The following is a 26,032-nucleotide window of genomic DNA, read 5'->3' on the forward strand; positions in this document are numbered from 1 at the left end:
ATGGTGCAACCAGCAAAACAGAGGGGTCAGGTTGGATATACAAAAAATAAAAGTCATTATCGTAGATGACCATGCCATCTTACGTTCTGGCATCAAGCAAATATTGCTTGCGAGTGGGGATATTGATGTCGTCGGTGAGGCGGAGAATGTTGCGCAGGCGATTAAATGTGTACGTGAAGTGGCTGCCGATGTCATGCTACTGGACATTTCGTTGCCGGATAAAACTGGCATAGAAGCCTTAAAGCTCATCAAGCGAGAAAATGCTGCGCTCAACATCTTGATGCTTTCCATGTACATGGAAGAGCAGTATGCCGTGCGCTCCATTCGTTCTGGCGCTTCTGGCTACCTGTGCAAGCATACGGCGTCAGAAGAATTGCTCACCGCCATACACACGCTGGCCAAAGGCAAAAAATACATTACCCCCAACGTGGCAGAGATTCTGGCCGAGCAGGTGGGGAATGATTATGCGGTGGCCTTGCACGAAACCCTTTCAGATCGCGAGTTTCAGGTCATGCGCATGATTGCTTCCGGGCAGTCAGTCAGTGAGATTGCAGATAAACTCGCATTGTCGGTGAAAACGGTCAGCATGTACCGGACGCGGCTGCTCGAAAAAATGCATCTTAAACATAATGCCGATATCACCCATTACGCCATCAAGAACCAATTGGTTTAGGGGCGCTTGAGATAGCACCGCACAATAAAAAAAGGCCTCAATAGAGGCCTTTTTTAATATTAATCAATATGCTATGAAATTTTCTTCGCGTAATTGATTAAGCCGTTGGTTGAGCTATCAAAGCTGTTTACCGGCTCGTTGGTATTCAGCTGTGGCAGAATTTGGCTCGCAATCTGCTTACCATATTCCACACCCCACTGGTCATAGCTGTTAATGTCCCAGATCATGCCTTGCACAAAAATCTTGTGCTCATAAAGCGCAATCAGTTTACCCAAGGTAAAGGGTGTGAGCTGTTTAAACAGGATAGACGTGGTTGGGCGGTTGCCTTCAAACACTTTATGCGGCAGCAGATCTTCCAGTGCCTGGCCGCTCATGCCTTGTGCTTCCAGTTCGGCACGTGCTTCTTCACGGGTTTTGCCCAACATCAAGGCTTGGGTTTGTGCCAGGAAGTTAGCCAGCAGGATTTTATGGTGCTGATCGTCTGGGCTACCCACTTTGTAATGGCTGTTGGCTGGCATCAAAAAGTCTGCCGGAACCATTTGTGTGCCCTGGTGAATCAACTGGTAAAACGCATGCTGGCCATTGGTGCCAGCTTCGCCCCAGATGACCGGGCCCGTTTTGTAGCTGACGCGGCTACCGTCACGGCAAATAAATTTGCCATTACTTTCCATGTCTGCTTGTTGCAGATAGGCCGCAAAGCGAGACATGCCCTGGTCATAAGGCAAAATCGCGTGCGTATCAACATGGAAGAAATTGTTGTACCAGACACCCAGCAAGGCCATGATGACAGGCATGTTCTGTTCCAGTGGCGCCGACAAGAAGTGCTGATCCATGGCGTGACCGCCTGCCAGCAACTGTTCAAAGTTGTCCATGCCGACATAGAGCGCAATGGACAGACCGATGGCTGACCACAGGGAGTAACGACCACCTACCCAGTCCCAGAAAGCAAACATGTTGTTGGTGTCTATGCCGAATGCCTGCACGGCCTTGGCATTGGTGGACAGCGCGACAAAATGTTTGGCCACATGCTGATCTTGTTTAGCTGCTTGCAGGAACCAGCGGCGCGCTGAGTGCGCGTTGGTCATGGTTTCCTGGGTGGTAAAGGTTTTGGAGGCAACGATGAACAGGGTGGTTTCAGGGTCGCAGACTTCCAGCACACGCATCAAGTGCGCGCCATCAATGTTGGAAACAAAGTGGGCTTTCAAGTTGGGGCTGGCGTAGGGTTTTAACGCATCACATGCCATGACTGGACCGAGGTCTGAGCCACCAATACCGATATTTACGATATCGGTAATCCGTTTGCCGGTGAATCCTGTCCATTGGCCGTTGCGTACTTGCTCGGTAAAGGCCCGCATTTGCGCCAGTACGGCGTTCACTTCTGGCATCACATCCTTGCCATCCACATACACCGGTGTATTACTGCGGTTACGCAGGGCGGTGTGCAGCACTGCACGCTTTTCGGTAATGTTGATTTTTTCGCCGCTGAACATGCGGCTGCGCCATTGCTCAATATTTGAGTCGCGCGCTAACTGGAATAACTGGGACAGGGTTTCTTTAGTGATACGGTGCTTGGAGTAGTCCAGCAGGATGTCGTCCACCGTTAAACTGAATTCTTCGAAGCGTTTGGGGTTTTGGTTAAACAGATCGCGCATTTGAACATCGCGCATTTCAATTTGATGCTGGTTCAGCGCATGCCAGCTCGGATGTGTGGTTAGTTTTGCCATGTCGTGTTGTTACTATCGTTTTTCAAGTCAATTAAATTTACGGGGCCAGACAAGGCAATCTCTGAATTTTCTTGTCTGGCCAAAAATCTTTACTGCCAGGCTACATCATATAGTCAGTGTAACCAGTTATTGTAACTGAAGTATGACACCCCCAAGTGGCGGCAAGTTTAGGCTGATGGAGGCTGGCTGGTTCATCCATGGCACGGGGTCACTAGGACAGCCGGAACCATTACCAACATTGCTGCCACCATAACAAGCGGCGTCACTGTTAAACAATTCCTGATAGTAACCCGATTGTGGTACGCCCAAACGGTATTGATGGCGCGGTACCGGTGTGAAATTAAGTAGGATTATAACAAAACTATGGTCTTTGCCGCGTCTGACGTAGCTTAATATTGATTGCGCGGCATCTTCGCAGTCTATCCATTGAAAGCCCTGTGCATCAAAGTCATGGGCATGGAGTGCGCTTTGATGGCGATAGAGCCAGTTGAGGTCCTTGCAAACGCGCTGTATACCTCGATGCAGGTCATGGTCAGCAGCAGTGTCTTCAAGTAAATGCCAGTCCAGGCTTTGGTTGACACGCCACTCACGGCGCTGGGCAATTTCATTGCCCATAAAGTTGAGCTTTTTACCTGGCATGGTCATTTGCAAGGTCATCAACAGACGCAAGTTGGCGAATTTTTGCCAATCATCCCCAGGCATTTTTTCGAGTAAGGACTTTTTGCCGTGGACCACTTCGTCGTGCGAGAACGGCAGGACAAAGTTCTCGGAATAAGCGTACATCTGACCAAAGGTCAGGCGATTATGGTGGTATTGGCGGTAGACCGGATCCAGTTGCATGTAGGTCAGGACATCATTCATCCAGCCCATATTCCATTTCATACTGAACCCCAGGCCCCCGGCATAGACCGGTCGCGAAACGGCGGGCCAGGCCGTTGATTCCTCGGCTATCGTCAATGCGCCGGGGAAGCGTTCGCCCACCATCACGTTCAGTTGCTTGAGAAACTCGATCACGTCCAGGTTTTCACGTCCGCCATAGACATTAGGCAACCATTCTCCATCTTTGCGCGAGTAATCCAGGTAAAGCATGGACGCCACGGCATCCACACGCAAGCCGTCAATGTGAAACTCTTGCAGCCAGTAATAAGCATTGCTGAGTAAAAAGCTGCGCACTTCATTGCGGCCATAATTGAAGATATAGGTGCCCCAGTCCATATGTTCGCCCAGGCGGGGGTCTGCATGTTCATACAGCGCCGTGCCATCAAAACGCGCCAGCGCCCAGTCATCTTTGGGGAAGTGACCAGGGACCCAGTCCAGAATGACGCCGATATTGGCGGCATGACAGCGGTCAATAAAATACTTAAGATCATCCGGACTGCCATAGCGCTGGGTGGGGGCAAAGTAGCCCGTCACCTGATAACCCCAGGATTCATTCAGCGGATGTTCGGCAATTGGTAACAGCTCGATATGGGTATAGCCCATCTCTAACAAATGTGGAATCAGTGCCTCTGCCATGGCGCGATAGCCCATAAAGTGGCCGTTTGGGTCTCGTTGCCAACTGCCTAAATGCACTTCATAACAGTTAAAGGGTGCATGCAGCCAGTCATGCTGCTGGCGTTGCTGCAACCAGCCATCATCTTGCCAGGTGTACTCGCTATGGCAGATGCGATTGGCCGTGCCGGGTCTAGGCTCAAAGGCTCTGCCATAGGGGTCGGCCTTGAGCATGACATAGCCATGCTCTCGGTTGCGGATCTCAAATTTGTATAAATCATGTTCGGTCAGGTGGGGAATAAATAACTCCCAAACACCGGTGCTACCAATGACACGCATGGCATGGATACGGCCATCCCACTGGTTAAAGTTGCCGACCACACTGACCCGTGACGCATTGGGCGCCCAGACAGCAAACCGGACGCCCGCCACCCCATTCACCTGCATGGGGACCGCGCCCAGGGTATTGTAGGCCTGGTAAAAACGACCTTCAGCAAACAGATACAGGTCATCGGCAGACACGGTGCTGTCAAAACCATAGACATCCAGGGTTTCGTAACGGCTAGCTTGCCCCTTGGGCTGAATTTGCAGTGGGGCAGGGGTTGAAACAGGACTGTCTGACTCGTAAATAAACAAGCCCTGGGCATGCGCCTGCTGCATGGGCTGCCAATTTTTGCCATTGTTGAGCCATACTTGTTCTGCCGTTGGTATGAACACACGCACCTGCCAGCGTTTGGTTTTCGCATTCTGATGCGACCCCAAATATTCAAAGGGATTATGATGGGTAGCGTCTAAAATCCGTTGCAAATGATGATTGTCGGTGGCAATTTGATGAGAAGCTTTGGCAGTCATGCTGTCGGTATCCGGTTAAGCAGATTCCATGCTATCAAAAAAAGTTAAGATTTACGTCATTCGCCCCCGGAATTTCGTTGTCTTTACCCCAATTATCATGCAGACTGTGGATGTCAGACCTGCAGATGCAAAGCCTTGTGTCGTCTCTGCTGAAACGCGCAACGCTGACAATAATGACTGTAGGCTGGTTCCCAGGATCAGGAAAAACAGGAATAGCATCATGTCTCAAGTAGCAGAGTTTGTTGAACGTCGTAAAGCCAACCGGCGGCAAGAACGTCCCTCCGACCGGTTTATCAGTAACCTGACGAAAAATACCGTTGCCATTATCCTGGCGGGTGGTCGTGGCAGCCGGTTAAAAAACCTCACAGACTGGCGGGCCAAACCGGCTGTACAGTTTGGTGGCAAATTCCGCATTATCGACTTCCCCTTGTCTAATTGCATTAACTCTGGCATCCGCCGCATTAATGTGGCGACCCAATACAAAGCGCAAAGCCTGATTCAGCATGTTCAGCGCGGCTGGGGCTTTTTGCGTGGGGAGTTTAACGAATACGTCAACATTATTCCTGCCCAGCAGCGTCTGGGCGAGGAGTGGTACAAAGGCACGGCTGATGCGGTCTATCAGAATATTGATTTGCTGCGAGAGAATGGCGGCGAATATATTCTGGTCTTGGCCGGCGACCATATCTATAAAATGGACTACGGCAAAATGCTGGCGACGCATGCGCGCAGCAATGCCGATATGACCATTGCCTGCATCAATGTGCCGCTCGAAGACGCCAAAGGGTTTGGGGTATTAGAGGTGGACGCCACCGACCGCGTGATCGCCTTTGATGAAAAGCCAGCGCATCCCAAGCCTAGCCCGAACAATCCCGAGGTGGCTTTTGCCAGCATGGGTATTTATATCTTCAATGCCAAGTTTTTGTACGAACAATTGATCCGGGATGCTTATGACCGCAAGTCACACCACGACTTTGGGCAGGACATTATTCCTTACATCATCAAAAAATACCGGGTACAGGCGCACCGATTTACCGATAGTTGCGTCGGTGCACAAGGCAACAACTTTTACTGGCGGGATGTGGGAACCATAGATGCCTACTGGGAAGCCAATATGGAGCTGACCAAGGTGATTCCAGAGCTCAATCTGTATGACAGTGAATGGCCGATCTGGACTTATCAGGAACAACTGCCGCCGGCCAAATTTGTATTCAAGGATGAAGGCCGTACGGGCAAGGCGACAGACTCGCTGGTGTCAGGGGGCTGCCTGATCAGTGGTTCTTGCGTGTCTAACTCAGTGCTTTTTTCCGGCGTGCATGTAGCGGATTATTCCGATCTGGATGGCGCTGTAGTGCTGCCCAAGGTCAAAATTAACGAGGGGGTCATCATGCGCAACGCAGTGATAGACCGCGGCTGCGAGATTCCTGCTGGCATGCAGATCGGTGTCGATCTGGAGCGCGATAGAAAGCGCTTTCATGTCTCTGAAAAAGGCATCGTACTGGTCACACCCGACATGCTGGGCCAAGATTTATACCGTGTGAAGTAGTTTAAAAGTCTTTGAGTGAGTGAAAGAGGTTGAAGGATGTCCGATAAAAAGTTGCTCTTAAATTTATATTGGCACATGCACCAACCGGATTACCGTGATCTGGTGACAGGCGAGTTTGTGCTGCCATGGACGTATTTGCATGCGCTCAAGGATTACAGTGATATGGCCTTTCACCTGGAGCAAAATCCAAACGCCAGGGTAACCTTCAATTTTGTACCTATTCTGGTGGAGCAGCTCGAAGATTATGCTGAGCAGTCACGGTCCGGACAGTGGCGCGACCCATTACTGCGTTTGCTGGCAAATCCCAATCTGGAAAACATCACGGATGAAGAGTGTCGCCTGATTGTGGACAGCTGTTTTAAGGCACACCATGAAAAAATGTTGAGTCCTTTTCCGCATTATCAGCGCTTGCTCAAGCTGTATGAACTGGTGGCGCCTATCATGCAAAACGGCCAGTTTCATTATCTCTCGGCGCAATATAAAGCGGACTTGCTGGTCTGGTACCACCTGGCATGGACGGGGGAGAGCTTGCGCCGCAAAAACAAAACTGTGCAAACCCTGATGCAAAAAGGCGTGCTGTTTACCCTGGAAGACAGGCAAGCGCTATTAGACGTGATCAGCGAGACCTTGCAAGGCATTTTGCCGCGCTATCAGGCCTTGCTGAAAAAAGGCCGCATTGAAATGACCACCACGCCTTACTACCATCCCATCTTGCCATTGCTCATTGATTTGGAAAGTGCGCGTGACGCCATGCCCGATGCGCCGTTGCCGCAGTCAGCCACCTATCCAGACGGTTATCCGCGTGCGATTGCTCATGTGCAGGCGGCACAGCGCTATCATGAAAAAATATTTGGTCAGCCCGCCAATGGCATGTGGCCTGCTGAAGGCGCGGTCTCACATCCTGCACTATCGTTGCTGGCAGAGCAGGGCGTGGCCTGGGCGGCCACTGGCCAGGGTGTGCTGGCCAACAGCTTGCGTAAACTCGGTCTGCCGCACGACACGCCATCGCAATACCTGTATCAGCCTTATAAAATCACCAATGGTCAGCAGGATATTGTGTGCTTTTTCCGTGACGATCATCTGTCTGACAAAATCGGCTTTGAGTATTCCAAGCAATACGCAAGCGAAGCGGTGCATGACTTTATTCAGTCGCTGGAGCATATCCTGGCCAACAGTGAAGAGACGCCGGTGGTTAGCGTGATTCTGGATGGCGAGAATGCCTGGGAATACTATCCATACAACGGTTATTATTTCTTGCACGAGCTCTATCAGGCGCTGGCGCAGCATCCGGATATCCAGATGACGACTTTTAGCGATATTCTCGCCTTGCAGCAGAAACAAGCATTGCCAGCGCCACGCTTGCTGGATGATATTTGCGCCGGGAGTTGGGTCTATGGCACCTTTAGTACCTGGATTGGGGAACCGGCCAAAAACCGTGCCTGGGATCTGTTGTGCGAAGCCAAGCGGCATTATGATCAACAGATACACCAACTTTCAGCCGAACAGAAACAAAAATGCCAGCAGCAATTGGCCCTGTGCGAAGGCTCGGACTGGTTCTGGTGGTTTGGCGATTACAACAGCGCCCAAAGCGTACAAAGTTTTGACCAACTCTATCGCCGTAATTTGAGCAACCTCTACAAATTACTTGGCCTGACAGCCCCTGCACATTTGTTACAACCCATCAGTCTGGGCGGTGGCGATGCCGAAAATGCAGGCACAATGCGCCGGGGCAACGCCTGATTCTTTCAACTGATTTGAATGCCAATCCATGACGCAACATAGACAAGCGGGTGTGCTGATGCACATCACTTCATTGCCTGAGGGCAATCTCGGCCCAGAGGCCTATCGTTTTGTAGACACCCTGGTCAAAATGGGCGTATCGGTGTGGCAGACCTTGCCGGTCAACCAGCCACATGGAGACCAGTCGCCCTATCAAAGTGTCTCCGCGCATGCCGGACATAGCGGCATGATCAGCGCGCAGCAATTACAGCTTGATGGCTGGTGTCTGCCCAATGAGCTCACGCTGAGTTTGCCTGCATTGATGGCCAAAGTCATGGCGCGCGTGCAGTCAGGCAGCGCCCCCACACATGGCGAAGGCCATGGTCTGTCGTGGTCAGGGTTTGCGAGATTCTGTCAGACGCAGCAATACTGGCTGGAAGATTTTGCCTTGTTTGGCTGCTTGCGTGAGCAGCACCATAATCAAAGCTGGCAGCAATGGCCACAAGCTTACCGCAAGCATGATCCACAAGCCTTGCAAGCTTATCGGACCACGCACCAGGAGCCGTTGACGCTGATTAAATTTACGCAGTATGTGTTTTTTCAGCAATGGGCGCAGCTCAAGCGTTACGCCAATCAGCGCGGCATTCGCTTGTTTGGCGATATCCCGATTTTTGTCGCTTACGACAGTGCCGATGTCTGGGCGCATCCCGCATGGTTCAAGCTGGATGACACCCTCAACATGACCGTAGTAGCGGGTGTGCCGCCAGACTATTTCTCTGAAACCGGACAACGCTGGGGGAATCCGCATTACGACTGGCTGGCCATGCAAAAAGATGGGTTTTCATGGTGGCTGGGGCGTATCGATACGCAGGCACAGCTGTTTGATGTGCTACGGATTGATCACTTCAGGGGCTTGCAGGCCGCTTGGGAAATCCCCGCAGAAGAGCCTACTGCCATTAACGGGACTTGGCAAGAGGCACCAGGTGAAGCGCTGTTAAACGCCATCACCGAGACCTTCCCGGAGCTGAGTCTGGTGGCTGAGGACTTGGGCATTATCACCGCAGAAGTGGATGCCTTGCGCCATGGATTCGACTTGCCTGGCATGAAAATTTTACAGTTTGCGTTTGGTGGCGGTGAGGATAATCCTTACTTGCCAGAAAACATAGAACAAAACAGCGTCGCTTATACCGGCACGCATGATAACGATACCACCCTGGGCTGGTACCTCACCGCGCCAGAGCATGTGCGTAATCATTTACATGATTACCTGAATCAACATCCTCCGCAAATGCCCGCCGCCCTGATTAAACTGACCCTGGAGAGCCAGGCCAAGCTGGCAATTATCCCCATGCAAGACATTCTCGCGCTGGATAGCCAGGCGCGCATGAACACACCAGGCACCATAGAAGGTAACTGGTGTTGGCGCATGCAATGGTCGCAACTGAGTGAAGAGAAATTATTGTCTTTTAGACACAGTGTTGAAGAAAGTGGCCGCTTCCATGCGTGATGTGACTCCGGTTTATCGTTTGGGTCTGGATGTGGGCGGGACCAATCTGCGTTTAGGAGTGTTTTCTGATCTGCGCCTGATTGAAGAAACGCGTTTTGAGGCAAACTATTCTGCCATTTGCAAGCAGCACTCGCCAGCACAGGCCTGGCAAAAGATTATTGCGGTTACGGCAGAAGCCATCCAGCCATTGCTTGAAAAATATCCGGCGATTCAGAGTATAGGCATTGGTTTTCCCGGCTTTATTGATCCGCACACGGGCATCCTGGCGCAATCGCCCAATTTACCGGGCTTGTTGAACGTGAATCTGGGCCACGATCTGGGTGCCCGGCTTGGTTTCAATATCCGGGTCGAGAACGATGCCAATGCTGCAGCCTTTGGGGAATTTAGCCTGCTTGGTCAGCCTGCTGGTGGCTTGCTTTATCTGGGCCTGGGCACCGGAGTGGGTGCCGGCTTGGTCGTGAATGGTCATGTTTGGGCCGGGCAGCATGGTTATGCGCTCGAGGCTGGGCATATTATTGTCGAGCATCAAGGCCGCTTGTGTGGCTGTGGTAACCACGGCTGCGTCGAGCAATATGCTTCTGCCACCGGCATCAGCAAAGGCTATGCCGAGTTGACTGGCCAGACAAGGAGTGCTTTGGAGATTGCGCTGGCTGCGGAGCAGGGCGATGAACATGCGCGCGCAGTCTACGCGGATGTTGGTCGCAAACTGGCGCAAATGCTGGCGAGTGTACTCAAGGTGGTTGATGTTGGCACCGTTTTGATTGGCGGTGGCGTGGTTGCCGCATGGTCGCTGATGTCTGAGGCGTTTTATCAACGGCTAGAAGCTGACTTGATCCCGGTACTCAGAGGCAAGATCGTGGTTCATCTATCTCGTTCTGGCGATATTGCGGGCATGTTGGGTGCTGCCTTGCTGGCCGAGTCCACCACCCGCTCAGCATAACCCTTCATGCGCGTGCGCCTGGTGTTGCGCCAGTGCCCAGGCTACATGCTCCCGCACCAAGGCATTTTCGTCTTGTGCCCGTGGCTTCAGTGCTGCAATCACCGCCATCGACGTCGGCGCATTACCCAAGCCGACGGCAATATTGCGCAACCACTGCGTGTAGCCTATGCGGTAGATCGCGCTCCCCGCCATTTTTTGCTGAAATTCAGCTTCGGTCCAGCCAAAACAGGTCACCAGGCTCAAGCTGTCGAGTCCATGCCGTACCGCAAAGTCGGGCTCTGAGGTCTTGACGGCAAATTTGTTCCACGGGCAGGTTAGCTGGCAATCGTCACAGCCATACACCCGGTTGCCCATCAGTGGCCTTAACTCCTCGGGAATGCTGCCTTGATGTTCTATGGTGAGGTAAGAGATACAGCGGCGGGCGTCTAGTTCGTAAGGTGCAACGATGGCAGCGGTCGGGCAGACATCAATACACGCAGTGCAACTGCCACAATGTGCTGAGATGGGCGGGTCCACGGGTAGCGGCAGGTTGGTATAAATTTCCCCCAGAAAAAACCATGATCCCTGCTGGCGATTGAGTAGCAGCGTATGTTTGCCGCGCCAGCCCACACCCGCTTTGGTCGCCAGTGCTACCTCCATCACCGGCGCACTGTCGGCAAATACACGGTATTCAAAACTGCCAAAGGTCTCGGTGATGCGGGTACACAATTGCTGCAATTTTTGCCGCATCACTTTATGGTAATCGCGCCCCATGGCATAGCGGGCGACATAAGCCTGCTCAGGGCTCTCCAGCACCTGCCAGCCGTCGGCTGCATCTGCGGGCAAATAATTGAGGTTGACCGAGATCACGCGCAAGGTGCCAGGCACCAATTCTGCCGGACGGGTTCGCTTGGTCCCATGTTTTGCCATATAATCCATGTCGCCGTGGTATTGTTTGTCCAGCCACTTTAAAAATTCAGGCTCCGCGGCAGACAAGTCGGTATCGGTAATGCCGATATTGCCAAACCCCAGTTCTCGCGCCCAGCCCTTGATGGTCGCTGCCATTTGCGCAGCGACATGAACATCAGGCAGTTGAATCGGGACGGGATGTGATTGATGTGACATGACAGAAACGTATTCTACACAGATTTTAAAAGACGAAGCAGCGACCGTGCATGCCGCAAGCGTGCTGGCAAAGCAATTGCAGCCTGGGCAGGTCATTTACCTGCACGGTGATCTGGGGGCCGGTAAAACCACGCTGGTGCGCGGCATGCTGCATGCCTTGGGGCATGTCGGCAAAGTGAAAAGCCCCACTTATACGCTGGTGGAACCCTATATGCTGCCATTCGCCACGTGCTATCACTTTGATCTTTACCGCTTTCAGGATGCAGAGGAATGGGAAGCTGCCGGCTTCCGCGATTATTTCAACCCTGCCAGTGTTTGCCTGGTCGAGTGGCCTGAGCGTGCAGCCGAGCTATTGCCTGTCGCAGACATCGAGATTCGCTTTGATATCCTGCCGCACGGCCGTGTGCTGCACATCACTAGTCAGCAGGCGTTGGCCTTGGAAACACTATGCCAGTAAAGCGTAAGCATTGCCTGGGCTGGCTATTGCCAGTCCTGTTATTCATTCTGAGTCAGGCCGCACATGCCGCTGAAGTCATCCTGGCCAATTTGCAGCAGCAAGGCGGTCAGGCACATGTCGAGCTTTTGCTCGACCAGCAAGTCAAATACCGTGTCTTCACGCTGGATAATCCATTCCGCGTGGTGATTGATATGGACGGTGTTGCCATCAGCCCGACCCTGAAAGCGCTCGCGCTGCAGTTGGATGCCCAACATCCTTACCTGTCTAAAATCCGCATTGCGCCGTTTACCGAGAAAACGGCGCGTATCGTCTTTGACATCAAATCTGATATCAAACCGCAGGTCACCGATATGAATGCGGGCAGCTCGCAACAACGCTTGGCCATCAGCATAGGCCCTGCGAGTGGTCCTGTCGAGTCAGCCATGGCGAGCCCGGTACTGACACCTTCCCGGCAATTGCAAGAAGTGCCACGTCAAGACGACAAACCTGCTGAAAAAGCAGCCGAGCCCACACCAGACAATGCCAATCCAATGGTGGAAAAATCTGCCGAAAAACCGGCGGACAAAGTGGCCGACAAGCCAGTTGAAAAACCACTCAAACAGGCAAAACCTGGCCAAAAACTCATTACCATTGCCGTCGATGCCGGTCACGGCGGTGAAGATCCTGGTGCACGCGGTTCCAATGGCAGCCACGAAAAAAACATTACTTTGGCCATTGCGCGCAAGCTCAAGCAACAGATCGATGCCGAAGAAAACATGCAAGCGATCCTGATCCGCGATGGCGATTATTTCGTGCCACTGGGAGACCGTGTCAAAAAAGCACGCGCGGCCAAGGCCGACTTGTTTATTTCCATCCATGCCGACTCGTTTGTGAACAGCACAGCCAAAGGGTCTTCTGTGTTTGCCCTGTCTGAGCGTGGCGCCACCAGTGCCGGCGCCCGCTACCTAGCGAAAAAGGAAAACGCGGTAGACTTGATTGGTGGTGTGGCGATTGATACCCGCGATATGGACCTGGCAAGAACCTTACTCGATTTGTCGCAAACCGCCACTATTCACGACAGTATCCGCATGGGTAAAGCCGTGCTGGGCCGCATCGCTAAAATCAATACGCTCCATTCCAAGTATGTTGAACAAGCGGCGTTTGCGGTGCTTAAATCACCGGATATCCCTTCGATTCTGGTCGAGACGGCGTTTATCAGCAATCCTGAAGAAGAAGCCAGGTTGAATGATGATGCTTATCAGGATAAGTTGGTCAATGCGATTTTATCTGGCGTGAAGTCTTATATTGCGACCAATCCTTCCTTCGCTAAAAAATAAGTGTTATTTATTTGATTCAAAAGTCATTCGATGATTGGACTTATTTTTGCCTACATGCGAAAAGGACGCCGTAAGCGTTCTTGGTAGAAGTGCTATTAAAAGTATTGCCCTAATTCTGCTTCTCTTTGCGTCTTGCCATAGCCCGCCTGAACTCTCAACGCCCGACCAATAAAACCATTGAGCTTTTTCCTGGCGTCATCAATCAATGCGCTATCCACAAAGATGCGTGGATATTGATATGATAACCAGCTATACAAGCTCAAATGCTGGCATATGAGTTCAGCCTGCTCCAGATATTGCGCCTGTTGGCCATTCAGCCATTCTGGCATTTGCGGCAATGACCTGGCTTGTTGCGTAGCGACGGCTTGCACGCATTGCAAAAAATAGTCCCGTGCAATCGGCACCTGGATCGCGAGCGGGGCGCACATCAAGCGGTATTTGTCCCGCATGGAGAGTTGCGGTGCGGTTTGGTCTATCAGCATGGCTTGCTGGTGTTGCAGGCTTGTCACTTGCCACTGCAAGACATGCTGGCCGGGTGACCTGGCATATTGCTTGTGCAGGTACTCCATGCATTCGGCCAGTCGCCAGGTAGGGATGTGTAAACTCAGCGCTTCAATATCCCCATCACCAACCGCAATCGGCAAGGCAAATGGTGGCACCGTGTCATCGGCGTCTAACATGGCCTGCAAATGCCATTGTTCGTCGTCTTCCAGGACGGTGACATAGCCCGTGTCATACAGGCCATGGCGTCCGGCCCGACCGGCAATCTGGCGCATTTCGGTGGCGTTGAGCGGCCGTGAGGCGATGCCGTCAAATTTGTGGATATTGGCAAAAATCACGCGGCGAATCGGCAGGTTGAGCCCCATGCCTATGGCATCTGTGGCGACCAGGATGTGCGCCTCGCCGCTGGCAAAACGCGCAGACTCGACGCGGCGGACTTCAGGCGAGAGGGCGCCATAGATGGTGGCGACAGACAGCCCCCATTGGCGGATACGCGCAGCCAGTGTCAGCACATCTTTGCGGCTAAAGGCGATGATGGCATCACCGGTTTGCAGGGCTTTGCGTAGTTTGGCGGCGTGGTAGCGTGCACCGCAAATACTATGTTCTTCGATCAGCAACGGTGTCATGCGCTGTAAATGAGTGAGAGTGTAGGGCTCGTTGAGCGCATCTAGCACCCGGGTACAGCTGATGGTGACGCTGTTGGCCCCGCAGATAAATACTTGTTTTGCCGGGACCCCGACCAGTGCCGCCGTCCATGCACTGCCACGGTCCGGGTCCATGAGCATCTGGATTTCATCAATGACTGCGACATCTACGGCGTGGTCTGGCCGCAGCATTTCGATGGTGGAGGCGGTGTGTCTGGCACCGGGTACCATGACACGTTCTTCGCCAGTCACCAGATTGCAAGGGACGCCGGCCTGCATCAGCCGGTCGCGGACCTCCATTGCCAGCAGACGTAATGGTGAGAGATAAACACCAGACTCAGCCTGGCGCAGGGTTTCGAGTGCCTGATAGGTTTTGCCGGAGTTGGTGGGCCCGACATAAAAATGATGTTGGCGATCCAGCTGGCGGGCGAGGGCAAAGCGAGATAAATACGCCTGAAATTCTTGTGAGAACATACAGTCATTCTACCAAACGGTTTAAAATGCCAAGATGCAAATTAAACTTCTCCCCGATCAACTGATTTCTCAAATTGCCGCCGGTGAGGTGGTTGAGCGCCCAGCCTCCGCCCTGAAAGAGCTGCTTGAAAACAGTGTGGATGCTGGAAGCACGCAGATTCAGGTGGCCTTGCAACAAGGCGGTATCAAGCTGCTGAAAGTCACCGACAATGGTCACGGGATTGCCAAGGATGAATTGGCCCTGGCGCTGACACGGCATGCCACCAGCAAGATTGAGAGTCTTGAAGATCTCGAACAAGTTGGCAGCCTGGGCTTCAGGGGCGAGGCATTGGCCAGTATCGCCTCTATCTCGCGTACTGTGCTAACCAGCCGTCAGCAAAGCGCCAGTCATGCCTGGCAAATCGCCGCAGAAGGCACGCAAGCGCCGCAGCTGAGCCCGGCCGCACTGGATGCAGGCACTATTGTTGAGGTACATGATTTGTATTTTAATACCCCGGCGCGGCGCAAATTTCTCAAAACCGAAAATACCGAGTTTGGTCATTGTGAAGATGCCTTTACGCGCGTCGCCCTGTCGCGTCCGAATATCGGTTTTTTGTTGCAGCACAATGGCAAAGCCATTAGCCGCTTGGCGGCCAATACCCCGCAGCAACGCATCACTGATGTGTTAGGGAGCGAATTTGCTGCACAAAGTCTCTGGATAGAAGAGGATAGCGGTGGCTTGCGCCTATGGGGGATGACCGCTTCGCCCACTTACCAGCGCCACAGCCGCGATAGCCAATATGTGTTTGTGAATGGCCGGTTTGTGCGCGACAAGCTGATTGCACACGCCATCAAGCAAGCCTATCAGGATGTGTTGCACGGCGATAAACATCCCGCTTTTGTGCTGTTTCTTGAGCTGGATCCCTCCCTGGTCGATGTCAACGTGCATCCCGCCAAAACCGAAGTTCGCTTCCGCGAATCGCAAGCGGTACATCGTTTTATTTTTCATAGCCTGCACAAGGCCCTGGGCAAAACATCTGCCGAGATACAAGCCAGTCAGCCTGTGCAAGCGCCGTTTAATCCCTTCCGCCCAGGCACGGATGCCTCTGTGTTTAGCATGCCACGCGAACAAGTGGAAATGCCACTGCACAATCGCCCGGCCTTTGGCGGCAGCTACCCCACCAATATCAGCAACGGGGGTGACATGGCGCAGCAGTTTTATGGTCAACTCTACGGCGACTTAAAACCGGCCGCGATGGATCAAGCGACCATCCTTGAAAGTAATTCTTTAGAGGTTTTTGCCTCGGTGGTGGCCTTGGATCAGCCGATACAACCCACGCCAGATCTGCCGCAACAATACCCGTTGGGTTTTGCGCTAGGGCAGTTGCATGGGATTTATATCCTTGCCCAAAACGCCCAAGGCATGGTGGTGGTCGATATGCACGCCGCGCATGAGCGCATCATGTACGAGCGCCTGAAAAATGCCCTGAGCGAGCAAGCCATCGCAACTCAGCCGTTGCTGATCCCCATCAGTTTTTATGCCGAAAAAGTTGAAGTTGCCACGCTGCAATCCTTGCAAGGCAGCGACACATTACAGCAACTGGGCTTTGAGTTGGCTACCTTGTCACCCACCACAATTGCCATTCGTGCCATCCCCACCATGCTGCAAGATGCCGATGCCGTCGCGTTGGCCCGTGCTGTATTATGCGACTTACACGAATATGGCGCCAGCCGCGTGCTGTTAGAACGCCAAAACGAAGTACTGGGTACCATGGCCTGCCACGCTGCCGTTCGTGCTAACCGGCAACTGACCATTACTGAAATGAACGCCTTGTTGCGTGATATGGAAGCGACTGAAAGAAGCGGGCAGTGCAATCACGGCAGACCTACTTGGTTTCAGGTGAGTTTGGCCGATTTGGACAAGATGTTTATGCGGGGGCAGTAGCCGTCTAGCCCCGATTTTAAAAGCGTGTGCGTCTTACTCGTCAAAATCTAGCGTAAATTGCTCTGAATCCGTCTGGTCTACACGATCAGCACGCAGCAGACCGCTGACTTTAACGCCTAACAATCGTATTTTCTTATCTAAATCTATCCTTTTCAGGCATTTTCCAGCAAAAAGCCGTAACGATTTCGCATCGCTGATCGCTGTGGACAAGGTGAGGTCACGCGTGACCGTTTTGAAGTCCTCAAAACGCAGCTTGATCCCGACCTTGCAGCAGGTATAGCCTTTCTTCTGCAGATCGTTGGCGACACGTTCACATAAGCGGGTAAATGCCTCGCTCAGCGCTGGTTTGTCTCTCACCGGATGCAAGTTACGTTCGAAAGTGGTCTCCCTGCTCATGGAGACCGGGACGCTTTCTGTCACGACCGGTCTGTCGTCCTGCCCGCGGGAAACACGGTATAACCACCTGCCATAGCGATTGCCAAAATGTTGAACAAGCCAGGCTTCGCTCATAGCTGCGATTTGGCCTATGGTCTTAATCTGCAACGATTCGAGTTTTGCACTGGCTTTGGGACCAATGCCATTGATCTTTTTTGCCGCCATCGGCCAGATGCGGCTGGGGACATCTGACATCGTGATGACCGTGATGCCATCTGGCTTTTGCATTTCAGAGCATAACTTTGCCAATAGTTTATTGGGGGCGATCCCGACAGAACAGGTCAGGCCGGTGGCAGCGAATACGGCCGATTTCAGCTGTTGTGCAATCTCTGTAGCATCCCCTGGCAGGCTTGAAACATCGGCGTAGACCTCGTCAATCCCGATATTCTCCACCTGCGGGCTGATGCTGCGAATCGCTGCTTTGAACAACTGCGAGTAATGGCGATAGAGTTCGAAGTTGACCGGTAGCAAGACCGCATCGGGCGCGAGTTTGGCTGCCTGCATGGTGGGCATGGCCGAGTTCAAGCCTAGCGCCCGCGCTTCGTAGGTGGCTGTGGTCAACACGCCGCGCCCTGCGTAATCACGCAAGCGCGAGAATTCGCGTGTGCCATCTTCTCTGATCCTCGGCACATGTGAGGAGCCACCGGCCACCACCATGGGCAAGCCTTTCAACTCCGGGTAGCGTGACAATTCGCAAGATGCGAAAAAAGCATCCATATCAATATGTGCGATGCGTCTTAGCTCTTGGTCTGACATGTCCGGCACTCACTAATTGATCAGCAGATTAACAATCAGAAATTTACGCATAAAATGAAGTATCAAGGATGGCAGCCAAAGAGATAGAGGAGCTTGCAAAGCCGGATTATCCCACGATAGTACTTAAAAACAATTCTTGTCCAAGAGTGCTTTTTTAAACGGCCTCTACAATCACCATTGCTTTATCCGCTATGAAAACCGCCGTAGTAATAGCCCACTTGGGCGGCATATTCGTTCCGTTTCCCGGTAATGATTGTGTTGCATGCGTTTTTTCAACAGCGATGTACTGATTGATTAATACCGCGGTTGGATCATATAGTTTAAATCGCTTTAAGCAGTGCGGTAGCGGATATTGCGGTAGGCGCAAAAAAGGCCTATCTTGGATAGGCCTTTTTAATCGGTGAAAGTTACTGAATAACGCCTAGTTGTTTGAACAAGCCATAAGCATCCAGCACATCCCAGTGCTCGGCCAGTTTACCGTTCTCGATCCTGAAAATATCCACGGCGTAAATACTGTAGTGCTTGCCTGTAGCCGGGATGCCTAACCAGTCGCCTTTTTGTGTCCCTGAATACACGCCATACGCCCAAACGGTGTCCCCTTCGGCGACCAGCTTTTCCAGTTGATAGTGCCAGTCTGGTACGGCTTTAAACCAGGCACTAAAGAATTGCTCGAAGCCAGTCAGGCCTTGTGGCACGAGCGGGTTGTGTTGAATATAGCCTGCCTGCATGAAGTTGGGCAGTTGGCTCAGGTCTTTTTTCACAAAGACGGCAGTGGCAAAGTCTGCCAGCAGTTGTTTGTTTTGTTGCGTTTGGTCTTGTGCCATGGTGAGGGTTCCTTTGGTTAACAGGGTGGTGAATAGCAAGGTGGTAAGCAGCGATTTGAATAGATGCATATGGCTTCCTTAAGTGAGTTGAAAATGCTTGCGTGCTGTAGGTGTTGCGCATCATAATTTCAATGGTTACTTTTAGTAAGTAGGCACCTTAAAGTAACTTATGCACTTGTTACTCACTTGAACGTCTTGGATACCGAGGGAAAACCATGCTGGAACAGATAGAACAACCGTTGCAGATTGTCAGTAGCTGGAATGCGTATCAGGCAGCGTGCCCGACACGTTTGATGTTGAACCGGATAGCAGATAAGTGGACGGTGCTGGTATTGGGGTTGCTGGAGAATGAAACCAAGCGGTTTAGCACCTTGCAGCGCGAGATTGGTGGAATTTCACAAAAGATGCTGACACAAACATTGCGTGGGTTGGAGCGGGACGGGCTGATTGCGCGTACGGTGTATCCTGAGGTGCCGCCAAGAGTGGAGTACAAGATAACCCCGCTGGGGAACACGCTGGTGGGCCTGCTAGCCGCATTGCGGGACTGGTCTGAGACGCATATGGATGAGGTGTTGCAAGCGCAACGTGATTATGATCAGGCGCAGCAGGCAGCCTCCAATCCCGAGGCTGCCTCTGGTGTGAGGGTGGTACGTTTTTGACCCCTTAGGCTAGCAGCAAAAAAACGGTTGGTTTTTTATGCAAATCAGGCAGGGGTGCTTTTTTCCAGTCAGCCACTGTTTTTGTCACAATCAATTCTTCTTTGCCTGACACATTGCACGCCACACATAATTTTGTTTGTGCTTGCAGGTTAGCAATCAGGTCTTCTAGTACATGCTGGTTGCGGTAGGGTGTTTCAATAAACAGCTGGGTAGCTTGCTGTTTTTTTGAGTCAAACTCAATGCCTTTGATGGTTCTGATACGTTCATTTTTATCGTTGGGTAAATAGCCTAAAAACGTAAATCTCTGGCCGTTTAAGCCGCTGGCCATCAGTGCCAGCAGCAAGCTGCTGGGGCCGATGAGCGGGGTGACGCGTATACCTTTGTGATGAGCGACGGCGGCGAGCGCGGCCCCTGGATCGGCGATACCCGGGCAGCCGGCTTCACTCATCAAGCCAACATCCATGCCCTGTTGCACAGGTTGCAGTAACTTTTGCAGGTCTTTATTCGGTGTATCTTTAGTCAGCACCGTGAGCGTGATTTCACGCATAGGCACTGGGTGACCGCTGGCTCCCAGAAAGTGACGGGCAGTTTTTTCGTTCTCGACGATAAAGTGACGCAAGCTGTGCATGCGTTGTAAGACTTCAGGCGGCACGACTTGTTGGGGCGTGGTGTCTTCCGTGAGGGGGACGGGAATAAAGTAGAGGGTTCCAGCAGTCATGGCAATCTTAATGAGTTAAACAGCGTGATTATCCCACGGCCAGACAGCAAAAAAGCATTCTTTTGCAAGAATGCTTTTGTTGACGCCCTTGAAGCATGTTGAGCGGGAGTGTGGCAGGCTAATATTTCACCTGCACACGATATTTCAGCGTGGCATCGCCATCGGCAGGCACATTGATTTTCCAGCTGGCCTGGTGGGCACTGGTTTTCTGGTGTGGCTGTGATTCGCTTAGTATTTTCCAGCTACCTGCAATCGGTTCTTGTACGGTGACGGTGACCGCTTCTTTTTTCGCGTTGTGTAAAGTGATGGTATAAGCGCTTTCATACACGGGTGGCTGGTTTTGCTTGCTCAGGTTTTTAAAATCGGTTTGCACACGGTCAGCCGTCACATCAAAGGCATTGCCAAGTTTGAGGCGCACCGTGTCGTTCTTTGGTGTATGGTCGATCTGGTCTTCGCCCACAAACTGTGCCGTGCCGTCGTGATCTTTTTTGTAAACGCGCATGGTGCCTTTAGGCAGTGGAATGCCCAACTGGCTACTTTCTTTGTTATCAAATTCTACAAAGACCTGCACTTTGAGTTTTTTGTCGATATCAGGATACTGACCCTGGAAGTAATACTCCGAGCCATTCAGTACCAGTTCTTTATGCGCCGGGATATGTTGCGCAGAAAGCAAGGCCACTTGTTTGGTTTGGTTTTCTGCAATGGTCGTAGGGCGTGGCAGGGTGTATAAATGATATTCGAGTAATGCTTGCTCGGTGGGCATGGCGGCTTCGGCGACCATGGCATCCGCGCGCATCATCATGGTTTTGGGGTGCATGACTTCACGCACACGGTTGACATCCCCTGCCACCAGTTGCACTTTTGCGTTGGGATAGCTGGTGCCGCTGGTATTGGTGAGCGTGACCCAGCCAGACAGGTCTATCGCATCCTCTTTGCTGCTGAGCTCAGCGACATAGTCGGTTTTCCACTGCAAGCCGCCTGTGAGGTAACTGAGCTCCAGAGTGGACTGTTCACCGCCTTTATATTGCAACTGCGTCGTCAGGGTTGGACGGTCTTTGAGCATGCCGGGGACGTTAGGATAGGCGATACGGCCCGGGATCACGGTTTCGATACGGTTACCTATTTTGAGCACCGGGCCATCCTGGGCAGAGAGTACGGTGGCTGTTTCTTCAGTTTCGGCACCTGTGGTCGGGTTAGTACGAATCACGGTGACTTGTTGGCCGACATATTTTTCCAGCAGTTTGTGCGGGGTGAGCAAGTCAAAGTCGAAATTCTGTTCTAGCACCTGCAAGCTGGTGTTCGGGAGCAAGCTACGCAATAAGGCAGTTTCAGGCTTGATCTGCGCACTGACATCACGGAAAGAAACGGCAGATAGGCCGTTGCTTAACTTTAACTTGCGACTGTCTTTGACCAGCGCAAGGTCTTCATTGTAAATCGTCACCGCCACACTGGTCTGGTCAGATTGCGGGCTGGTGAGGGTGGTTTCCGCTTGTGCAGCGGCTGCATACGTCAATGCAGCCGTCCCCATGGAGAAAAATAGCAGGGTGCTGAGTCGCATGTGTATCCTTTCGTTATGGGTTATTTGCGTTTTAAGCATGAGACTGCCTAAACGCATTGGCCGTTCAAAAGTTAACACACGACTTTGTTTTATGCTATCGAGTTGAAGCCGATAATACGTCTACACCCGCTTGTCGCAGCATCTCGACCAAGGCAATCAAGGGCAGTCCTATCAGCGCATTCGGGTCATCGCCCCGCATATAGTCCAGCAGCGCGATGCCCATGCCTTCAGATTTGGCACTGCCTGCACAGTCATAAGGTTGTTCAAGGTGCAGGTAGGTCTCGATCTGGCTGGCACTTAAGGATTTGAATTTAACGAAATAGGGCACGATGGTGGCTTGCATGTACTGCCGTTGGCTGTCATACAGGCACAAGGCACTATGAAAAACCACCTCTTTGCCGCTGAGCATGGTGAGTTGCCTGACAGCATTGGCATGATTGCCAGGTTTACCTATCTGCATACCATCCACGGTCGCGACCTGGTCGCAGCCAATAATCAGTGCGTCAGGCTGTGTTTCTGCCACTTTGCGGGCCTTGGCCTCTGCCAAGCGCAAAGCAGTCTGTTCGGGGCTTTCGTTAGGTAATGGCGTTTCATCAATCTCTGGTGACAGGCAGGTAAACGGTAAATGCAGCTTTTGCAGTACTTCACGCCGGTAACGTGAAGAGGAGGCGAGAATCAGTGATTGTTTCATGGATCAGGTAGCTCAAAAGCAAAAATCCCTGAATTGCTTCAGGGATTTTTGTTGATTGTAATTATTCAGGTTGAATTTCAATCAGAGTTTCATCTGGCGTGACACTGTCGCCCTTGGTCACGTGAATGGCGACCACGGTGCCCGATTTGCTGGCCTGGATCTCGTTTTCCATTTTCATGGCTTCGATCACCAACACGCCATCACCGGCATTGACTTTGTCACCCACATTCACTTTTACCGTCACTATCGTGCCTGGCATTGCCGTGGTGACGCAGCCTGGATGGTGAGGGCGTGGACGCCCACTCGCTGCGACTGCAGCGGCTTTTTTCTTGCTGCCGTTACTGCCGCCACCGCTGACTTCCATTTCGCTCAAGGTCTCAACAAACACTTCTTCAGAAATGCCGTCTACCTTGACATAGTAAGGTCTGCGTTCTTCACCCGCGTGACCGCTGCCGGTCAGCTTGATATGGTAGGTTTCACCGTGCAGGGTAATGTTGAACTCATTCGGCGCATAACGGGCGGCCGCTGTTTGCTGGGTGACCGCGTCTTTGCTCAACAATGGCTCTGGATTCAATGAGCCTGCATTGCGTTCTTGCAAGAACGTTTTACCGATGTCCGGGAACATGGCATAGGTCAATACATCTTGCTCGTTATTAGCAAAGCGCTCGGCCTCGGACTGCAGCTTGACCATTTCCGGTTGCAGCAAGTCTGCTGGACGGCAGGTAATGACTTCAGCATCGCCAACCGCTTGTTTGCGCACCTCAGCATTGACTGCCGCAGGCGCTTTGCCATATTGGCCTAACAAGTAATTTTTGACTTCGTTGGTAATGGACTTGTAGCGGCCACCGGTCAATACGTTCAGTACAGCTTGTGTCCCGACGATTTGCGAGGTGGGGGTCACCAACGGAGGATAACCAAGATCTTGACGCACACGTGGAATCTCGGCCAGCACCTCGTCCATACGGTTAAGCGCACCTTGTTCCTTCAACTGGTTGGACAGGTTGGAAATCATGCCACCTGGTACTTGGTTGACCAGAACGCGGGTATCCACGCCGGTAAACTCGCTTTCAAATTGCCAGTATTTCTTGCGCACTTCTTTGAAGTAGGCGGTGATTTCCTGCAACTTGCCCAAATCGAGGCCGGTATCGTATTCAGTACCTTTAAGTGCAGCCACAAGGCTTTCTGTGGTCGGATGGCTGGCACCTTCGGAGAATGAAGAGTTGCAGGTATCAATAATATCCACGCCGCTTTCCACGCTCTTGAGCAAGACCATACTGGCCAGACCGGAGGTGGCGTGGCTGTGCATGTGTACGGGCACGCTGACCGCAGCCTTCAGACCCTTGACCAGTTCGGCGGCCATGGTCGGTGTCAGCAGGCCAGCCATGTCCTTGACGCCAATGCTGTCACAGCCCAGCGCCTCAAGCTCTTTGGCCATGCTCACAAAGTAGGCCACATCATGCACCGGGCTGGTCGTAAAGGACAGGGTACCGATGGCATGTTTCTTGACAGATTTAACGGCTTCAATCGCGGTTTTCAGGTTGCGGATGTCATTCATCGCATCAAAAATACGGAACACATCGACACCGGCATCGGCTGCCTGTTTGACAAAGGCATGCACGACGTCATCAGAGTAATGACGGTAGCCCAGCAAGTTCTGGCCACGCAACAGCATATTGATAGGCGTATTGGGCAAGGCTTTACGCAAGCTACGCAGGCGTTCCCACGGATCTTCCTTCAAAAAGCGGACGCATGCGTCAAAGGTTGCACCGCCCCAGGCTTCGAGAGACCAGAACCCAATCTCATCCAGCTTGCTGCAGATCGGCAGCATGTCTTCGGTGCGCATGCGCGTGGCAATCAGGGATTGGTGACCATCTCTTAAAACGAGTTCGGTGACATGTATTTTGCTCATAGTCTTGTCGATCTAAATAAATATCTTGCAATGCGGGTTAATCAAATACCTTCGTGGGCGGCAATCGCAGCCGCAATGGCGGCTGCCATTAACTCTTTGGGTAATCCTACGTCGTACTCAGTCAGCTCGGGGTGTTGCTCCACAAAGCTGGTATTGAAATCAGCGGCGCGGAAGTCTGGATGCTGCATGATCTGCTGGTAGTATGGAATGGTCGTTTTGACGCCATAGACAATCATGTCATTCAAGGCACGGCGACCGCGTTCAATCACGCTTTCCCAATCCAGGGCCCAAACCGTCAGTTTTGCACACATGGAGTCGTAGTAAGGCGGAATGACATATCCGCTGTAAATCGCCGCATCCATACGTACACCCGGACCGCCGGGCGCATAGTAGCGGGTGATTTTACCAAAGCTGGGCAAAAAGTCTTTTTTCGGGTCTTCTGCGTTAATCCGGTACTCCATGGCAAAGCCACGGAAAGCAATTTCACTTTGCTTGTATTGCAGCGGTAAGCCGGCCGCAACACGAATCTGCTGTTGAACAATGTCCACGCCAGTAATGGTCTCGGTCACAGTATGCTCTACCTGTAAGCGCGTGTTCATTTCCATGAAGTAAAAGTTATTGTCTGAATCCAGCAAGAACTCAACCGTACCAGCGTTTTCATAGCCGACGGCCTTAGCCGCTTTCACACCCAGACCACCGATATATTCACGTTGGGCTTGAGTCAGTTGTGGAGAGGGCGCAATCTCGATCAGTTTCTGGTTACGACGCTGGATGGAACAATCGCGTTCAAACAAATGAATGACATTGCCATGTGAGTCGGCCAGCACTTGCACTTCGATATGGCGCGGATGCACCACGCACTTTTCGAGAAAGACTTCTGGCTTGCCAAAGGCTTTGCTGGCTTCTGAAATGACACGGTCGTAGTTACTGAGTAGCTCTTTCTCGTTGTCGCAACGACGAATTCCGCGGCCACCGCCACCATTCGTCGCCTTGAGCATCACGGGATAGCCAATTTTATTGGCCAAAGTCACCGCGGCCTCTACCGATTCCAGATTGCCTTCACTGCCTGGCACGCAAGGAATGCCTGCGTTAATCATGGCATTACGTGCCTGGATCTTGTCACCCATTTGACGGATGACGTCGGCATCAGGACCAATGAACTTGATGCCGCGACGTGCGCAGACTTCAGCAAGTTCTGGATTCTCAGACAGGAAGCCATAACCAGGATGCAAGGCGTCACAGCCTGCAGCCACAGCAATGTTGACTATATTGTGTGCGTTCAGGTAGCCTGCGACAGGGTCTGAGCCAATGTTATAGGCTTCGTCTGCCTTTTTAACATGCAACGCATGGCGGTCAGCATCGGAGTAAATAGCTACCGATTTAATGCCCATTTCAGAGCAGGCACGTACGATGCGCACCGCAATTTCACCGCGATTCGCGACTAAAATTTTCTTAAACACACATTACCCTTAAAGCAAGAAAAAAGGACTAGAGTCTTTTAGTAACTCAACCGAGTTTTTCAATCTCCAGGAGACTGAATATAAAACGGTTCAAGTTGATTTGGTTGTGGTTTGGAGTCGTCTTTGCTACAGCAACAAATGGCCGATCAGGCA

At 52.1% G+C, this 26,032-nt stretch carries 20 protein-coding genes; 9 read left to right on the forward strand and 11 right to left on the reverse strand.

The features are described from left to right. The first annotated feature begins 31 nt into the window (after nucleotides 1-31). Nucleotides 32-673 carry a response regulator gene (locus tag ACFQ1T_RS09765; RefSeq protein ID WP_275355394.1) on the forward strand — a complete coding sequence of 214 codons (642 nt, stop codon included), beginning with the start codon at nucleotides 32-34 and terminating at the stop codon, nucleotides 671-673. Nucleotides 674-744: 71 nt separating this feature from the next. Here the strand turns inward: ACFQ1T_RS09765 and pgi are convergent, their stop codons facing one another. Continuing rightward, the gene (gene pgi / locus ACFQ1T_RS09770) at nucleotides 745-2,397 is read right to left on the reverse strand and encodes a glucose-6-phosphate isomerase (protein ID WP_275355392.1); all 1,653 of its coding nucleotides are present in this window, start codon (nucleotides 2,395-2,397) and stop codon (nucleotides 745-747) included. Nucleotides 2,398-2,523: 126 nt separating this feature from the next. Further along, on the reverse strand, nucleotides 2,524-4,740 hold the full coding sequence (glgB, locus tag ACFQ1T_RS09775; RefSeq protein WP_338654299.1) for a 1,4-alpha-glucan branching protein GlgB: 2,217 nt from the start codon (nucleotides 4,738-4,740) through the stop codon (nucleotides 2,524-2,526). Nucleotides 4,741-4,960: 220 nt separating this feature from the next. Here glgB and glgC point away from each other — a divergent pair, with 220 nt between their 5' ends. The 4 genes from glgC to ACFQ1T_RS09795 are packed head-to-tail and all read left to right on the forward strand — an operon-like array spanning nucleotide 4,961 to nucleotide 10,449. Next, nucleotides 4,961-6,283 carry a glucose-1-phosphate adenylyltransferase gene (gene glgC / locus ACFQ1T_RS09780; RefSeq protein WP_194747711.1) on the forward strand — a complete coding sequence of 441 codons (1,323 nt, stop codon included), beginning with the start codon at nucleotides 4,961-4,963 and terminating at the stop codon, nucleotides 6,281-6,283. Between the two features lie 36 nt (nucleotides 6,284-6,319). Next, entirely contained in the window at nucleotides 6,320-8,023 is a 1,704-nt protein-coding gene (locus tag ACFQ1T_RS09785; protein WP_379076075.1) for a glycoside hydrolase, read from the forward strand. Nucleotides 8,024-8,051: 28 nt separating this feature from the next. Beyond that, nucleotides 8,052-9,509, forward strand: a complete 1,458-nt coding sequence (gene malQ / locus ACFQ1T_RS09790) for a 4-alpha-glucanotransferase (RefSeq protein WP_379076078.1) — start codon at nucleotides 8,052-8,054, stop codon at nucleotides 9,507-9,509. Beyond that, nucleotides 9,502-10,449 (forward strand): ROK family protein, encoded by a 948-nt coding sequence (locus ACFQ1T_RS09795; protein ID WP_379076081.1) that lies wholly within the window; start codon nucleotides 9,502-9,504, stop codon nucleotides 10,447-10,449. Before malQ ends, ACFQ1T_RS09795 begins: the two co-directional genes overlap by 8 nt. Here ACFQ1T_RS09795 and queG read toward each other — a convergent pair. Further along, a complete protein-coding gene (queG, locus tag ACFQ1T_RS09800) occupies nucleotides 10,441-11,553 on the reverse strand; it encodes a tRNA epoxyqueuosine(34) reductase QueG (RefSeq protein ID WP_379076084.1) in 1,113 nt (370 codons plus the stop codon). The genes ACFQ1T_RS09795 and queG overlap by 9 nt on opposite strands. Here queG and tsaE point away from each other — a divergent pair. Then, nucleotides 11,552-12,010 carry a tRNA (adenosine(37)-N6)-threonylcarbamoyltransferase complex ATPase subunit type 1 TsaE gene (tsaE, locus tag ACFQ1T_RS09805; RefSeq protein WP_194747702.1) on the forward strand — a complete coding sequence of 153 codons (459 nt, stop codon included), beginning with the start codon at nucleotides 11,552-11,554 and terminating at the stop codon, nucleotides 12,008-12,010. The two genes, queG and tsaE, sit on opposite strands and share 2 nt — an antisense overlap. Next, on the forward strand, nucleotides 12,001-13,326 hold the full coding sequence (locus tag ACFQ1T_RS09810; protein WP_379076087.1) for an N-acetylmuramoyl-L-alanine amidase: 1,326 nt from the start codon (nucleotides 12,001-12,003) through the stop codon (nucleotides 13,324-13,326). Before tsaE ends, ACFQ1T_RS09810 begins: the two co-directional genes overlap by 10 nt. A gap of 95 nt (nucleotides 13,327-13,421) precedes the next feature. Here the strand turns inward: ACFQ1T_RS09810 and ACFQ1T_RS09815 are convergent, their stop codons facing one another. Further along, nucleotides 13,422-14,945, reverse strand: a complete 1,524-nt coding sequence (locus ACFQ1T_RS09815; protein WP_379076090.1) for a helicase-related protein — start codon at nucleotides 14,943-14,945, stop codon at nucleotides 13,422-13,424. Nucleotides 14,946-14,979: 34 nt separating this feature from the next. On the opposite strand from ACFQ1T_RS09815, the gene mutL reads away from it, so the two are divergent. Beyond that, nucleotides 14,980-16,869 (forward strand): DNA mismatch repair endonuclease MutL, encoded by a 1,890-nt coding sequence (mutL, locus tag ACFQ1T_RS09820; RefSeq protein WP_379076093.1) that lies wholly within the window; start codon nucleotides 14,980-14,982, stop codon nucleotides 16,867-16,869. Between the two features lie 33 nt (nucleotides 16,870-16,902). Here mutL and dinB read toward each other — a convergent pair whose 3' ends face one another. Continuing rightward, nucleotides 16,903-18,060 (reverse strand): DNA polymerase IV, encoded by a 1,158-nt coding sequence (gene dinB, locus ACFQ1T_RS09825; RefSeq protein ID WP_379076096.1) that lies wholly within the window; start codon nucleotides 18,058-18,060, stop codon nucleotides 16,903-16,905. 407 nt (nucleotides 18,061-18,467) lie between these two features. After that, on the reverse strand, nucleotides 18,468-18,953 hold the full coding sequence (locus ACFQ1T_RS09830; protein WP_379076099.1) for an ester cyclase: 486 nt from the start codon (nucleotides 18,951-18,953) through the stop codon (nucleotides 18,468-18,470). Between the two features lie 146 nt (nucleotides 18,954-19,099). On the opposite strand from ACFQ1T_RS09830, the gene ACFQ1T_RS09835 reads away from it, so the two are divergent. Next, nucleotides 19,100-19,543 (forward strand): winged helix-turn-helix transcriptional regulator, encoded by a 444-nt coding sequence (locus ACFQ1T_RS09835; protein ID WP_379076102.1) that lies wholly within the window; start codon nucleotides 19,100-19,102, stop codon nucleotides 19,541-19,543. Between the two features lie 4 nt (nucleotides 19,544-19,547). Here the strand turns inward: ACFQ1T_RS09835 and ACFQ1T_RS09840 are convergent, their stop codons facing one another. The 5 genes from ACFQ1T_RS09840 to ACFQ1T_RS09860 form a co-directional block, all read right to left on the reverse strand. Continuing rightward, complete coding sequence (locus tag ACFQ1T_RS09840; RefSeq protein ID WP_379076105.1) at nucleotides 19,548-20,261, reverse strand: SAM-dependent methyltransferase; 714 nt, start codon at nucleotides 20,259-20,261, stop codon at nucleotides 19,548-19,550. Nucleotides 20,262-20,379: 118 nt separating this feature from the next. Next, nucleotides 20,380-21,819, reverse strand: a complete 1,440-nt coding sequence (locus ACFQ1T_RS09845; protein ID WP_379076108.1) for a DUF4139 domain-containing protein — start codon at nucleotides 21,817-21,819, stop codon at nucleotides 20,380-20,382. 94 nt (nucleotides 21,820-21,913) lie between these two features. After that, the gene (locus ACFQ1T_RS09850; protein ID WP_379076111.1) at nucleotides 21,914-22,510 is read right to left on the reverse strand and encodes a Maf family nucleotide pyrophosphatase; all 597 of its coding nucleotides are present in this window, start codon (nucleotides 22,508-22,510) and stop codon (nucleotides 21,914-21,916) included. A gap of 61 nt (nucleotides 22,511-22,571) precedes the next feature. Next, entirely contained in the window at nucleotides 22,572-24,419 is a 1,848-nt protein-coding gene (gene oadA, locus ACFQ1T_RS09855) for a sodium-extruding oxaloacetate decarboxylase subunit alpha (protein WP_275355360.1), read from the reverse strand. 41 nt (nucleotides 24,420-24,460) lie between these two features. Beyond that, nucleotides 24,461-25,879, reverse strand: coding sequence for an acetyl-CoA carboxylase biotin carboxylase subunit (locus ACFQ1T_RS09860; RefSeq protein ID WP_275355359.1), 1,419 nt, complete (start codon nucleotides 25,877-25,879; stop codon nucleotides 24,461-24,463). Nucleotides 25,880-26,032: the final 153 nt, after the last annotated feature.

This window comes from Methylophilus glucosoxydans (assembly GCF_042676145.1).
Lineage (GTDB): Bacteria > Pseudomonadota > Gammaproteobacteria > Burkholderiales > Methylophilaceae > Methylophilus > Methylophilus glucosoxydans.